Here is a 13,920-nt window from a genome sequence, read left to right on the forward strand (position 1 = left end):
TGAGGGCGGCTAGTTCAGCGGACAGAACGCTTGGTTCCGGACCAAGAGGTCGGGGGTTCAAATCCCTCGTCGCCCGTGTTCTCTCGATTTCGTCGCCCACAGCGACGCCCACGTCTCGCAACCATCGCGGCCCACAGAACCTTGATGTACCGCTACCCGATCCGGCGTACATGGACCGCGAGACGCTGGCGCAGGCGTTGAACTACGCCGACCTGACGGAGTACCAGTCGGAGGCGTACCTCACCCTGCTCGACATGGGCGTCTCGCCCGCCGTCGAGGTCGGCCGCGAGAGCGACGTGCCGGTGTCGCAGGTGTACGACGTGCTCCGGAGTCTGGAGTCGAAGGGGTACGTCGAGACGATCGACCGCGAGAAGCTGTACGTGCGCCCGTGCGACCCCGGCGTCTCGATGGACGAACTGGAGTCGCGCGGCGAGTTGCTCCACGACGCCGCCGAGGAGATCCGCGAGCGCTACCGCCAACCCGACCGCATGGACGCGCGAGTCGGCGTCACCAAGCGCGGGGAGACGGCGGTCGCGAACGCACGCGACCTCATCGGCGACGCCGACACCGTCGTCGAGTTGGCCGGCACGTACGAGCAACTGGCGCAACTGCTCCCGGCGATCCGCGAGGCGCGCGAGCAGGGCGTCGTCGTCCGCGCGTCCGTCTACGTCGACGACGGGCAGACGCCGCCCGAGGGGTTCGACCCGAGCGGCGCGCTGTCGGAACTGCGCGGCTGTTCCATCCCCGGCCCGTTCCTCGTCATCGTCGACCGCCACCGCACCTGCTTCGCGCCGAACACCCGGTCGGACGAGGACTACGGCGTCGTCATCTACGACCGCATCCTCCCGTTCGTGTTCCACTGGTACTACCTCACCTGTCTGTGGAACCTCTACCCCACGCTGTACGCCGACGAGACCGACCGCGTCACGTACGTCACGATGGAGGAGTTCGTCTGCGACTGCCACTCGCTGTGGAACGAGGGGTACGAATTGGAGGTTGTCGTCGACGGCGTCGACATCGCCACCGACGAGCGGCGCACCCTCCGGGGACTCGTCGTCGACCTGTCACACCTCCGCGACGGCCTCGACCTGTCGCGACTGGCGCTGTCGGACATGGGCGCGCACAAGAGCTTCGTCCTCGTCACTGACGAGGGCACCGTCGAGGTCGGCGGCTGGGGCGCCGTCTTCGAGGACGTGGAGATGCGGACCATCTCGCTGGTTGGCCTCGACGCGGGGTCGCTGCCGTTGCCCAGCAGGTGATGGGGGCTGAGGTGCGGTGCAGTACGGGACGCTGCTGTGCGGTTCGGAGGGCCGGGGGTGGCTCAGTCCCCCGGCCGATGATGAAGGTGGCTGATCAGAGTGGGGGCGCGCGGTTCGCTCGGACCGACGCGCCCGTGGGGGGCTGTGCTACTCGTCGACGGCGTCGACCGTCGCCGCCAACTCGTCACACCGAAGCGTGATCGGGCCGCTCTCGAAGCGCCGCGAGCCGTCGGGCTGAACCACGCCGAAGGCGTCGGCCGACACCGACAGATCGACTGTCGTCTCCTCGCCCGGGTCCAGCGAGACGCGTTCGAAGCCGACCAGTTCCTCGACGGGCGTCACGACCGTCGCGTGGTCGCGCCCGCCGAACAGTTCGACGACCTCGTCGCCGGCGCGCTCGCCGGTGTTGGCGACCGTCACCGACGCCGTCACCGAGCCGTCGGCCGCGAGCGACTCGGCGTCGACCGAGAGGTCGCGGTACTCGAACTCGGTGTACGACAGGCCGTGGCCGAACGGCCACAGCGGGTCGTACGACGACAAGTGTTCGTCCTCGCCGATTGGGTGCGGGTTCGGCAGGCGGTTGTGCCGCACGGGCAGGTGGCCCGCCGAGCGCGCCACCGACATCGGGAGCTTCCCGCTCGGGTTCACCTCGCCGAACAGCGTCTCGGCGACGGCGCGGCCGCCCTCGGCACCAGGGAAGTACGCCTGCAGGATCGCGTCGACGGTGTCTGCCGCCCACGAGATCGCCAGCGGGCGACCGGTCACGAGCACGAGCGCCGTGGGCGTGCCGGTGTCGACGACGGCCTCCAGCAACTCGCGCTGGGGGTCGGGCAGGTCGATCTCCGCCCGGTTCGGGAACTGGTCAGTCGGCCCGGTGACGTCCTGCGGGCCGAACTCGTGGATGTACCAGTTCTCGCCGAGGACGACGACGGCGGCGGCGGCGGCGGCGGCGGCGTCCGCCGCGGCGGCCACGTCGTCAGGTTCGTCGATGCCAGCGCCGCGCTCGTAGCGGACGGTCGTGTCGGCGCCGGTGACGGCCTCGACACCCTCGCGGACCGTCGTGCCGTCGAGTTCGTGCTCCTCCTTGAGGCTCCAGCCGCCGACCTGGTTCACCAGCGAGTCGGCGTTCGGCCCCGTGACGAGCACCTCGTCGGCCTCGGGGTCGAACGGGAGCAGGTCGCCGTCGTTCTGCAGCAGCGTCATCGACTCCCGCGCCGCCTCAAGCGTCACGTCACGGTTGGCGGCCACCCCGAGCGCGTCGCTCGACTCGTCGGGGTCGACGAACGGGTCGTCGAACAGCCCGACCGCGGCCTTGAGGCGGAGCACGCGCCGGACGGACTCGTCGACGGCGGCCTCCGCCACCTCGCCGGACTCGACGAGGTCTGCGAGGTGTTCGACGTGCTCGGCGGCGCCCAGCGAGTGGACGTCGACGCCGGCGTCGAACGCCCGGCGGATCGAGTCGCGGGCGCTCGCCTCGACGTGGTGGTCCTCGTGGAGCATGTTGATGCCGTTCCAGTCGGAGGCGACGTAGCCGTCGAAGCCGAACTCCTCGCGGAGCACGTCGCGCAGCCAGTAGCGCGAGCCGTGCGACGGCTCCCCGTTGATGGAGTTGTAGCTGGGCATGATCCCCTCGACACCCTCCGCCAGGACACGTTCGAACGAGGGGACGAAGTCGCGGTACAGCGACGACAGCGACCGGTCGACCGGCCCCGTGTCCTCGCCGCGCTCGGGTTCGCCGTAGGCGGGGAAGTGCTTCGCCATCGCCGCCACGTCGACCGGGGCGTCGTGGATACCGCGGACCTTCGCGGCTGCCAACTCGCCGACGAGGTACGGCGACTCGCCGAACGTCTCGAACGTGCGCCCCCATCGCGGGTCGCGCGCCACGTCGCAGGTCGGCCCGTACGTCAGGCTCGACCCCGTCGCGGCGACCTCCGTCGCCGTGACCGCGCCGATGCGCTCGGCCAGATCCGGGTCGCGCGCGGCGGCGACGCCGAGGTTGTGCGGGAACACGGTGGTCTCCTCGACGTACGCGTGGCCGTGGATCGCGTCCACGGGGATGAGAATCGGGACGCCGAGGCGCGACTCCTCGGTGGCGACGCGCTGGAGTTCGTTCGCGATCTCGACGACCTCCTCGGCGTCGCGGTGGGGCGACGCCCCGTAGCCGAACGGCGTGACGAAGCCGATGCCGTACTCGCGGACGAGCTCGGCGGCGTCGTCGACGGTCATCGTCTCGCCCATCGTGCCGACGTAGGTGCCGGCGAGCTGGGCGGCCTTCTCGCGGACGGTCATCTCCTCGATCAACTGCTCGATTCGCGTGTCGGTGTCGACGGCCGGGTCGCGGCCGATCTGTGGGTCTCGTGTCGTCATAGGGTGGTGGTGGTCGTCGTCTCGTTCGTCGCCCCGTCGGCCACGGTGACCGCGACGGTCTCGGGGGTCGCTTTCGTCCGCAACTCGGTCGTGCCCGACGCACTCCCGCCGGCGACGCTCGTGGTCGCCGACTCGAGCGTCGCCCCCGCGGCGTCGCGGAGTTCGACCGTCACCGACGCGAGGTCGCCGTCGGCGTCCGCCACCGACCAGTCGACGGTGACGTTCGTCCACGGCCCGGTCGTCCGGGTCGCGGTCGACACCGACTCGACGGTCGGGGCGCGCTCCGTGTCGCCGTCGCCGCCGCCGGAGCCGCTGCTGGCGGTGGTCGTGGCGAGGTCGTTCGCGGGCACCGACAGCGAGGTGCCGTCGGAGAAGGTGACGGTCGTCTCCGCGTCGCCGGCATTATAGGCGACGTAGGTCCGCGTCGTGCCGTCGTCGAAGGCGGCCGCCAGCGGGGCGTCGGCGGTGACGCTCGCGTCGACGGCGCCCAGGTCCGACAGCGCGGTGAGCCAGCGGTAGGTGTGTGCCCGCGACTCGCCGAACTCGACGGCGTACGACTCGGGCTTCGTCTCGAACAGCGACACGGCGTCGGCGGGGTCGCTGAACGCGCGGTACGACCACAGGACGTCCGGCCAGTAGCCGAACGTGTCGCCGCCGTTGGCGGCGACGAGTTCGTCGTACGTCGCCTGCGCGGCCGCGCGGTCGCGGCCGAGGTACAGCGAGTGGCCGCCGACCGGGAGGACGTTGATCCCGTGGATCGCCTCCACGTCGTCGGTCCACCAGGTGTCGTACTTGTAGCCGGCACCCCACACCATCGCGGCGTAGCTGTAGTCCCAGTCTGCGGGGTGGTTCTCCTCGTCGACGTCGTACCAGTACTCCTCGACGGCGGCCGTCTCGTGGGCCAGCAGGTACGCGCCGAGGTCACGCAGTCGCGTGTCGCCGGTGAACGCGCCGTACTGGAGGATCGCCGCGTAGGCGTTGACCGCCTCCGAGGACGACTCCTGGTTGTTGCCCAGGTCGAAGTCCGGGTTGCCGGCGGCCCACGAGTGGCCCGCGTACGGCGAGAAGTTCCGCAGGAACGGGAACAGCGGGTCGTCGCGGTCCGGCGAGGCGTAGTCGCGGATCAGCAACTCGACCATCCCGCCCCAGTTCGCGTCGTCGGCCCACGTCGGGTCGGTGCGCGCGACCTCGGCGGCCCCCTTCACGAAGTAGCCGTAGTGGAAGTGGTGGTCGTTCAGCTCCGGCCCGGAGCCGAACGAGTCGTTGTAGCCGATGAGCGTGCCCCACGTGCCGTCGTAGTAGAACACGTCCTCGGAGGTGGAGTCACCCGACACCGTCGCGTCGAGCCACGTCTCCAGGTCGTCGCGCAAGGCGGCGTCGAACGCGTCGGCGGCGGTCGCGTCGCCGACCTGCTCGGCGATCGGTCGCAGTTGGAGGAGTCGCTCGTAGTTCTTCCCCGTCCAGTACGTCCCGTCGCCGGGCTGTTCGGGGCCCGAACGGACCAGCGGCGACTCCGCCTCGGCGTCGTCGACGTAGCCCGCCAGTCGGCTCTGGTCTGCACTCTCGGTGGCCGGGAGGTACGGGAGGGTCGGCGGCAGGTCGAGCGTCGTCGTGAACGACGCACCCGTCGTCGTCTCCATCGTCCCGCGCGGCGAGACGAACGTGTCGCCGTCGAGCGTCGCGGCGGTGTGCTTGTACTGGTGCGGGTACAGCGCGGCGATCGTCCCCGTCGTCGACGACTCCCCGCGCGGCGCGGTGTCGAACGCGTGAGTCGTCTCCACGGTCGCCGCCGTCTCGTCGTACGTCCACGAGACGGTCGTGCCCGTGATCGGGTTGTAGGCGTACGACTCGTAGCGCGACAGCGCCGTCGTCGTCGCCTCGGGCAACACCGCGACCGCGAGGTAGCCGTCCCCCGCGAGGGCGCTGGTCAGCGTCGCCGACCCGACGCCCGACCACGTCGCGCCGGCGGGCGCGAACAGGCCGTAGTGGTGGCCGTTCACCGTGACGCCGAGGACGTTCCCCTGGTCGGCCCACACGTCGGGCGTCGCGGCGAACGACAACTCGGCGTCGGCGCCGGTCACTTCCGCGAACACGAACGGCGACCCCTGCGTCACCGTCGCGTCGAGCGTCGGCGTCGTCGTGTCGCCGGCGCCCCAGTGAACGTCGACGTGCCAGTCGCCGTAGCCCGCACAGCGGGCGTCGGCGAAGTCGGCGCCGGTCGTCGACAGCGTGAGGTCGGTCGTGTCGTCCATCTCGGCGACGTTGTTCCGGTTCGTGTCGCCGGCGACGGTCGAGAACGTCCACTCGGTCGGGTACGACAGGTCCAGCCCCGCGCCGGTCGGCTCGGCGACGAGCGGGTGCGCCCACATCGGGGCGCCGTACTGGGAGCGCAGGAGGTTGCTCCACCACTCGTTCGTCGGGAACGGCGCCAACAGGTCGCTCGTGGCGTACACCTGCTCTGGGGGCGCCTCCTCCCCGGACGGGAGCCTCGTCGTGTAGCTCCCGGCGCCGACCGAGACCGTCGGGTCGCCCGCGGCGGCGGTCGTCGCCTCGGCCGTAGCGGTGGTGGTCGCGGGGGCGCCGGTCGCGGTCGCCTCGCTCGCTCCGGCACAGCCGGCGATACCGGCCGCTCCGAGCGTCGACACGCCGGCGAGGTAGCCCCGCCGGGAGAGGTCGACGCGGTCGGTGTCGGCGTTCGACTCGTCGTCGTGGCCGTGGTCGGAGTCGTCGGGCGTTCCGCTCATGACAGATCCGCTCCGTCGAGTGGGTCGCTCTCCCAGTACACCTCGTCGTCCGTCGCGCGGTAACACGCGACGCGGTGAGTGCCGTCGCCGTCGCCCATCGCGCCGTCGTCTGCGCCGTCCGCGCCGTCGACCGCGGTGACCGGCGGCGCGGCGGTGCGGCACTGCTCGGTGGCCTTCGGACAGCGGGTGTGGAACCGGCAGCCGGCGGGCGGGTTCACCGGGTCCGGAATGTCGATCTCGCGGACCGGTGGGCCGCCGGCGTCCTCGTCGACGCCCAGTTCCGGGGTCGCCCACGTCAGTACCTTCGTGTAGGGGTGTTGCGGGTTGCGCAGCACCTCCTCGACGGGCCCGATCTCGACGAGTTCGCCGAGGTACATCACGCCGAGTCGCCCGCCCGCGTGTTCGGCGATGTAGCGGGCGTTCGAGAGGTCGTGGCTGATGAACAGGAACGAGGTGTCGAACTCCTCTTGCAGGTCGAGCATCAGGTCCATCATCTCGACCCGGAGGCTCACGTCGAGCGCGCTGACCGCCTCGTCCGCGAGGATGAGGTCGGGGTTCATCAGCAGCGCCCGGACGAGGGCGACGCGCTGTTTCTCCCCACCAGACAGCTGGTGGGGGTAGCGGTGCGCGTAGTCCTCGGGCGGCGACATGCCGACGCGCTTGAGGAAGTGGTAGACGCGGGCCTCGCGGTCCTCCGGCCCCAAGTCCGACTGCCAGCGCTTCAGCGGCGCCGCCAGCGACGACACCACCGTCCGGTTGGGGTTCAGCGCCGCGCCGGGGTCCTGGTGGATGATCTGCAGCGAGCGGCGGATCTCCTCGAACGGGATCGAGGGGTTCGACCGCCACTTCTTCGCCGCCCACACGTCCTGGCCGCGGAAGCTGACGCTCCCGCCAGTGGGCTTTTGCAGGCCGACGGCGGTCTTGCCCAGCGTCGTCTTGCCGGAGCCGGACTCGCCGACGATGGCGACCACGTCGTTCTCGCCGATGTCGAGGTCGACGCCGTCGACCGCGCGGACCGTCGGCTGGTCGGCGAACGGGTTGAGGCCGCCGCCGGACTTCTCGAAGTGGACCTCCAGATCCGACAGCGAGACGACGGGCTCGTCGACGCTCATCGCTGCACCTCCGTCGAGAGGGCGATTTCGTCGTCGACGTCGGGCCAGTGGTGGCAGGCGACCTCGTGGGTGCCCGACACGGCCTCCATCGGCGGCTTCACGTCGGCGCACTCGTCGGTCGCCATCGGACACCGCTCGTGGTACGGACAGCCCGCCGGGACGTTCACCGGGTCGGGCGCCGACCCTTCGATCGGCCGCATCTCTTCGAGCGGCGCGTCGAGGTTCGGCGTCGCGTTGAGCAGCGCCCGCGTGTACGGGTGTTTGGGGTCGTGGACGATCGACTCGGTGTCGCCGACCTCGGCGAACTCGAAGGCGTACAGCACACCGATCCGGTCGGCCAGCTTCGTGACCAACGGGAGGTCGTGGGTGATGAACACCATCGTGAGGTCGTACTTGTCGCGCAGGTCGCCGAGCAGGCTGATGATCGACCGCTGCATGAGGAGGTCGAGCGCGGCGGTCGGCTCGTCCATCACGAGCACCTCTGGCTCCAGCACGAGCGCGAGCGCGATGAGCGCGCGCTGTTTCATCCCCCCGGACAGCTCGTGGGGGTACGAGTCGAGCACGCGGTCGGGGTCGAGGTACAGGTCGGCGAGCAGTTCCTCGGCCCGCTCTATGCCGGCGCCCACGTCGTAGTCGTGGGCCTCCAGCGTCTCCACGAAGTGCTCGCGGAAGTCCATCGTCGGGTTGAACGAGCTCATCGCCCCCTGGAACACCATGGAGATGTCCTCCCAGCGGAGGCTCCGGAGTGGTCCCTTCTCGAGGCCGAGCACGTCGACGGCGTCGCCCTCGCGCGGGCGGTAAGTGATCGACCCTTCAGTCGTGCCGGGGTCGACGACGGCGTTCAACAGCGCCGACGCGAACATCGACTTCCCGGAGCCGGACTCGCCGACGATGCCGAGGATCTCGCCGCGCCGGATGTCCATGTCGACGCCGTTGAGCACGCGGCTCGTGCCGCGGTCCATCTCGAAGGCGACCGAGAGGTCGCGACACTCCAGCACCACGTCGTCGACGCCGTCGGCGTCGGTCGCCGCGGCGGTGGCCGTCGACTCCGCGGCGGCGTGGTCGCTGCTCACAGGCCACCTCCGACGCTGGTGGTGGGCGTGTTGAACTCGGCGTCCTCCGCCTCGTCGTCGTCACCGGCGGTCGAGGAGTGACGCGCCCGGACGCGGGGGTTGAACACGCGGTCCATCCCCTGCGCGAACAGGATGAGCCCCATCGACAGCAGCACGATGGAGACCATCGGGACGATCAGCCAGTGGGCGGCGTCCAGCGTCAGCATCCCGCCGTTCGAGTAGGCGAGCTGGAGCATGACGCCCCAGTTGACGACCTTGTTGAACGGCAACAGACCGAGGAAGTAGAGGCCGACGGACGCGAAGATCACGTTCCGCATCGCGTTGACCATGTTGATCATGACGAACGGCATGATGTTGGGGACGATCTCCTTCGCGACGATGGCGGGCGTGGACAGCCCCATCGCCCGCGCCGCCTCCACGTATGAGGTCGACCGGAGCGTCAACACCTGCGAGCGGATCGCCCGCGCCATGCCGGCCCACCCCTGCAGCGAGAGGATGATCCCGAGCACGATCGGGTTCTCCGGCTGGAGTAGCGCCACCAAGATGAGCAGCAGCGGCAGTCCCGGCAGCGTCAACACGATGTCGACGACGGTGGACAGCCCCTGGTCGACGTTGCCGCCGACGTAGCCCGACACGGCGCCGACGGTCGTCCCGAGCACCGTGACGAACAGGCCGGCGCTGGCGATCATCGTGAGCATCCGCGGGGTCGCGTGGACGACCTGTTCGAGGATGCCGCGACCGACGTTGTCGGTGCCGAGGGGCCAGTTCAGCGCGACCCACGGCACCGAGACGCCGGCGACGGTCGCGCTCGACAGTTCGTACCAGCTTCCGCCGACGATGCCGCCTTGGAACGGACCGACCAACAGTCCAGCCTGTCCGACGCGGGGTTCGGCCACGAGCCACGGGCCGACCACTCCGACGAGGACGAACGTGACGACGAGGAACGTGCCGATGCGAGCGCGCGCGTCGTTCCAGATGACGCGCAGCGGCGCGGCGATCCACAGGTCGAGCAGCCGTCGGACGCGGTCGAGTCGGCTGAGCGACGACTCTGACACCGTGCCGAAGCCGCCGCGGTCGTCGGCGAACGCGCCGACGGAGTTGGAGTTCTCGCGGCTCACGAGCCGTCACCTCCGGTGGTGACGCGGGGGTCGACGAGCCCGTACGTCAGGTCGGCGATGAACGCGCCGACGACGACCGCGAGCGTGATGAGGACGAACCCGCCCATCATCAGCGGGTAGTCGCGCCCCTCGACGGCGGCGACGATGTAGTAGCCGAGTCCCGGGTAGGTGAACACCTGTTCGAGGATCGCAGAGCCGCCGATGACGCCGCCGAAGGCCAGCAGTAGGCCGGTGTACATCGGCAGGATGGCGTTGCGAGCGACGTACCGCAGCGCGATCCGCGTGTCCGACAGCCCCCGAAGCCGCGCGACGCGGAGGTAGTCCTCGCCGAGCACCTGGATACTGTTGCCGCGCATCGCGAGCGCGACGCCACCGAAGCCGGTGATGACGACCGCCGCGATGAGCAGGCTGGCGTGGTAGACGGCGTCGGCGACGAACTGGAACGTCGCGACCGGGCGCAGCGGGTTCACCACGGGCACGACCTGCGAGGAGATGTGCCCGCTCGTCGGGAACCAGCCGAGCGTGAAGCCGAACACGTAGAGGAACAGCAGCGCCGTCACGTAGTTCGGCGTCGAGTTGAGTACGATGCCGATGCCCGTCGTGCTCACGTCGAAGCGGGTTCCCTCTTGGTACGCCATGATCGCGCCCAGCGCGATGCCGACGGCGAACATGAGGAGGATGGCGACCGAGAACGCGAACACCGTCCACGGAAGCGCCTGCCCGAGGATCTCCGAGACGGGCGCGTTCTGACTGATCGAGCGCCCCAGGTCGCCGCGGAGGATGCCGGCGACGTAGTCGAGGTACTGCTCGTGCAGCGGCGCCGAGTAGTCGATGTTGATGTAGTTCTCGACGCGGCGGTTGATCTCCTGTTGGGACAGGTCCGGGTTGTTCCGGATGAGCTGGCCGCGAAGCTGGTCGGCCGGGTTGCCCGGCATGAGCCGGACGAGCCCGAACGACAGCGTGATCACGACGAACGCCGTGAAGATCGCCTGCCCGGTTCGCTTGACGAAGTACTCGTACATCCTCGCTTACTCGGGCTTGGCGGTCAGTTTGCCCTCGCGGGGGAGGTAGTACTGCGGCCAGTCGACGATGGCGTCCTCGTCGTCCTGGGTCACCGTGTTCCAGTCGTCGGTCGTGAGCCACGCCTGGTCGAGCTTCTCCATCAGCGGCGCCATCGGGAGGTGGCGGTTGACGACCCACGCCAGTTCTTGGGTCTTCTTCTTGGCTGCCTCACCGGTGAGCCCCGCCAACTCCTCCAGTTCGGACTCGAACTCGACGGTGCGCTTCTCGCCGTTCGGCTCGCCCAGCGGCGCCACCTCGACCTCGCGCGGGAACTTCAAGATCGTCCGCGAGCGGAAGCCGTTGAGCAGTTTGTTGAGCGAGAAGTACGGGTACAGCTTGCCGTCCGGCCACCCGAGGCCGGCGACGACGTAGTCTTGGTTGCCGTAGATGTCGCCCCAGTACGACTGCGAGGGGTTGAGCGACGCCTCGATGCCGAAGTCGTTGAGGTCCTGCACGATGGACTGGCCGCCCGCGGTCCAGTCGTTCCAGCCCGCGGGGATCTTGTACGGGAACGACAGCGTCTCGCCGTCGGCGTCGACCCACGTGCCGTCCTGCTTCGAAAAGCCGGCCTCGCGCAGCAGGCGCGCGGCCTTGTCGGTGCTCGGCTCGTACGGGTCGAAGTCGGACAGCGAGTCTCCGAGCCAGTCCTTGTAGCTACCGTCGAAGTTGCCGGGCAGCCCCGAGGGGACCTCGACGGGGACGTGCATCTTGCCGCCGGCGGTTTGGGCCAGCTTCTCGCGGTCGATGACGTACTGGATCGCCCGCTTGACGTTCTGCTGGCCGTAGTGTTTGTGCTCGTGGTTGAACATCACGCCCATGCCCCAGTTGGCGGGCATCTGGATCTCGCGGACGTGATCGCCGTACGACTCCGCGATGTTCGTGGGCGTGAACACGTTGTCGATGCCGTCGACCGAGTCGGTGCGTAGCGCCTGCCACTGCTTCTGGTTGGACTGGAGGTAGTCCCAGCGGAAGCGCTTGAAGTTGATCTGGTCGGCGTCCGGGTGGTCCGCGAAGCGGTCGGCGACCATCTCCTGGTTGCGCGCGTGGACGTAGCGGAACGGCCCGGTGCCGTTCGGCTCGTCGATGGTGAGCTCCGTCAGTCCCGGCGCCTCGCCGTCGTCGCGGTACGCCTCGAGGAACTCGCCGAAGGTGTCACGCGGCGTGTCGAGTGCAATCGGCTTCAGCGAGTAGAGGAACACCTCGTCGGCGACCGATCGCTTGAGGCCGAGTTCGACCGTCGACTCGTCGACGACGGAGACGTCTTCGGCCGCGACGATGTTGCTGAGTGCGGCGCCGTCGTGGATCTCGAGTTCCAGTTTGAACGCGACGTCCTCGGCGGTGACCGCGTCGCCGCTGTGCCAGGTGTAGCCGTCACGGACTGACAGGGTCACGGCGTCGTCGCCGATGTCCCACGACTCCAGCACGCCGGGCATGAACTGGCTGGTCGCCTCGTTCACGTAGAGGAGGTTCTCGAACAGCGCGAACGCGACGCGCTCGGGATACTGCTGTCCGTAGGGGTTGAACTGCATGTCCTTCGGGACGTCCGTCGTCGGAGTGACGAACGTCTGGTCGGTCATCGGCGTCGACTCCGTCTCGCTCGACTCGGTCCCGTCGCCGCCGGTGTCACCGCCAGTGTCACCGGTCGACTCGGGCGTCGACTCGACGTTCGACCCCGCACAGCCGGCGAGGCCGGCCGCCCCACCGACTCCGACAGCGCCCGCCGCTCGCAGGAACCGCCGCCGCGTCTCTCGTAGCCTTCGTCCACTCTCGCCCGTGTGTCCATCGGACATACTCCCCCCATTCGACCATCGGTATGTATGTATTTTTGATGATACTTTTGATGTAGTCACCCAATGAATACTTTATCCGACATGAACGTTCACGATCTCTCTCGGTCGACCGCGAGTCTGATCCTCGCCTCGGCGTGGCGTCGACGATCAGGGTTCGAACACCCGCACGTCGCGTCGGATCGCCACCACGAGCGCGATAATGGTGAGGACGATAACGCCCAGCGACACCTGCGAGATGGCGTGTGCGGCCGTTCCCGGTTCGACGAACCGGAAGCCAATCGCGAGCAACACGAGCAACACTATGTCAAGCGCGAGCAGGACCGAGAGGACGGTGGGGCGCACACCCGTACCCCGAGCGAGCAACGATCAAAAGGCTACCGTCGCCGCTCCGCCCGGAGGCGTTCACTGCGGTTCGGATCGGACTGATCGGAATTGTGGCACGTCTCTCGCGACTCGGTACGGGAGCGTCCGCGGGTGCCGGGCCGGACAGCGGCTTGCGCACCTACACCGTCGAGGAATTGGCAACAAGTCTTAACGCCCTCGGTATTGTACTGTATTGTGCAATGTACACACTCAAGAGGTCCGTCGACGGCGAGTTCGACGCCGTCGTCGACGAGACGATCGAGGCACTGGGAGCGGAAGGATTCGGCGTGCTGTGCGACATCGACATCCGGGCGACGTTCGCCGAGAAACTGGACGAGGAGTTCCGAAACTACCGGATCCTCGGCGCGTGTAACCCGCCGCTGGCACACGACGCGCTGGCCGAGGAGATCGAACTCGGCGCGCTCCTCCCGTGCAACGTCGTGGTGTACGAGCGTGACGACGGCGGGGTGACGGTGAGCGCGGTCGACCCCGAGCGACTCATCGGCGTGACCGACAACCCCGCGCTCGACGACGTCGCCGCCGAGGTGCGCGAGCGGTTCGAACGCGTGCTCGACTCGCTCGCGGACGACGCCGTCCAGTCGACGGAGGCCTGAGCCGTGTCCGCCGAGACCCGAATCGACGCGACGACGGCCGTGATCCTGATCGTGGCCGCGCTCGTGGCGCTCCCGCTGCTCACGATGGGCTTCGGCGGGATGATGGGGTTCGGCGGCGCGATGGGCTACGGGATGATGGACGGGACGACCGGCGGGGGGTGGTCGCTCGTCGGACTCGCGGTGCAGGTCGCGGTGCTGGCCGCCATCCTCGGGGGTGGCTACCTGCTCGTCACTCGGACTCGCGACGGCGACTCGGGCGACGACGCCGCGCTCGAAGAACTCCGTCGGGCGTACGCGCGCGGCGACCTCACCGACGAGGAGTTCGAGACGAGGCGCGACCGACTGGAGCGCGAGGAGTAGTCACGGCGGCGAGCGGTCGCCGCCGGAATCGTCGGCGCGGCCCATCCGTTCTCTCCGG

At 69.2% G+C, this 13,920-nt stretch carries 11 protein-coding genes and 1 tRNA gene; 4 read left to right on the forward strand and 8 right to left on the reverse strand.

The window, feature by feature from the left end; translation table 11 throughout:
- The first annotated feature begins 3 nt into the window (after positions 1–3).
- Positions 4–76 (forward strand) — tRNA-Arg (locus P0R32_RS02675).
- Positions 77–170: 94 nt separating this feature from the next.
- The gene (locus P0R32_RS02680; protein WP_276238387.1) at positions 171–1,259 is read left to right on the forward strand and encodes a TrmB family transcriptional regulator; all 1,089 of its coding nucleotides are present in this window, start codon (positions 171–173) and stop codon (positions 1,257–1,259) included.
- A 147-nt stretch (positions 1,260–1,406) separates the two neighbouring features.
- Here P0R32_RS02680 and P0R32_RS02685 read toward each other — a convergent pair whose 3' ends face one another.
- The 8 genes from P0R32_RS02685 to P0R32_RS02720 form a co-directional block, all read right to left on the reverse strand.
- Entirely contained in the window at positions 1,407–3,626 is a 2,220-nt protein-coding gene (locus P0R32_RS02685) for a glycoside hydrolase family 3 N-terminal domain-containing protein (protein ID WP_276238388.1), read from the reverse strand.
- Positions 3,623–6,370: a glycosyl hydrolase gene (locus P0R32_RS02690; RefSeq protein WP_276238389.1), complete on the reverse strand. Its 2,748-nt coding sequence runs from the start codon at positions 6,368–6,370 to the stop codon at positions 3,623–3,625. Before P0R32_RS02690 ends, P0R32_RS02685 begins: the two co-directional genes overlap by 4 nt.
- The gene (locus P0R32_RS02695; RefSeq protein WP_276238390.1) at positions 6,367–7,482 is read right to left on the reverse strand and encodes an ABC transporter ATP-binding protein; all 1,116 of its coding nucleotides are present in this window, start codon (positions 7,480–7,482) and stop codon (positions 6,367–6,369) included. Before P0R32_RS02695 ends, P0R32_RS02690 begins: the two co-directional genes overlap by 4 nt.
- Entirely contained in the window at positions 7,479–8,555 is a 1,077-nt protein-coding gene (locus tag P0R32_RS02700) for an ABC transporter ATP-binding protein (protein ID WP_349770204.1), read from the reverse strand. Before P0R32_RS02700 ends, P0R32_RS02695 begins: the two co-directional genes overlap by 4 nt.
- Positions 8,552–9,673, reverse strand: a complete 1,122-nt coding sequence (locus P0R32_RS02705) for an ABC transporter permease (protein ID WP_276238391.1) — start codon at positions 9,671–9,673, stop codon at positions 8,552–8,554. Before P0R32_RS02705 ends, P0R32_RS02700 begins: the two co-directional genes overlap by 4 nt.
- Positions 9,670–10,695, reverse strand: a complete 1,026-nt coding sequence (locus tag P0R32_RS02710) for an ABC transporter permease (protein ID WP_276238392.1) — start codon at positions 10,693–10,695, stop codon at positions 9,670–9,672. The genes P0R32_RS02705 and P0R32_RS02710 overlap by 4 nt, the downstream gene beginning before the upstream one ends.
- Positions 10,696–10,701: 6 nt before the next feature.
- Positions 10,702–12,525: an ABC transporter substrate-binding protein gene (locus tag P0R32_RS02715; RefSeq protein ID WP_276238393.1), complete on the reverse strand. Its 1,824-nt coding sequence runs from the start codon at positions 12,523–12,525 to the stop codon at positions 10,702–10,704.
- A gap of 147 nt (positions 12,526–12,672) precedes the next feature.
- Positions 12,673–12,867: a hypothetical protein gene (locus tag P0R32_RS02720; protein WP_276238394.1), complete on the reverse strand. Its 195-nt coding sequence runs from the start codon at positions 12,865–12,867 to the stop codon at positions 12,673–12,675.
- A gap of 221 nt (positions 12,868–13,088) precedes the next feature.
- Between P0R32_RS02720 and P0R32_RS02725 the strand changes: the two genes are divergently transcribed.
- Positions 13,089–13,502 (forward strand): DUF302 domain-containing protein, encoded by a 414-nt coding sequence (locus P0R32_RS02725; RefSeq protein WP_276238395.1) that lies wholly within the window; start codon positions 13,089–13,091, stop codon positions 13,500–13,502.
- A 3-nt stretch (positions 13,503–13,505) separates the two neighbouring features.
- Positions 13,506–13,862, forward strand: coding sequence for an SHOCT domain-containing protein (locus P0R32_RS02730; protein ID WP_276238396.1), 357 nt, complete (start codon positions 13,506–13,508; stop codon positions 13,860–13,862).
- Positions 13,863–13,920: the final 58 nt, after the last annotated feature.

This window comes from Halobaculum marinum, assembly GCF_029338555.1.
Classification (GTDB): domain Archaea; phylum Halobacteriota; class Halobacteria; order Halobacteriales; family Haloferacaceae; genus Halobaculum; species Halobaculum marinum.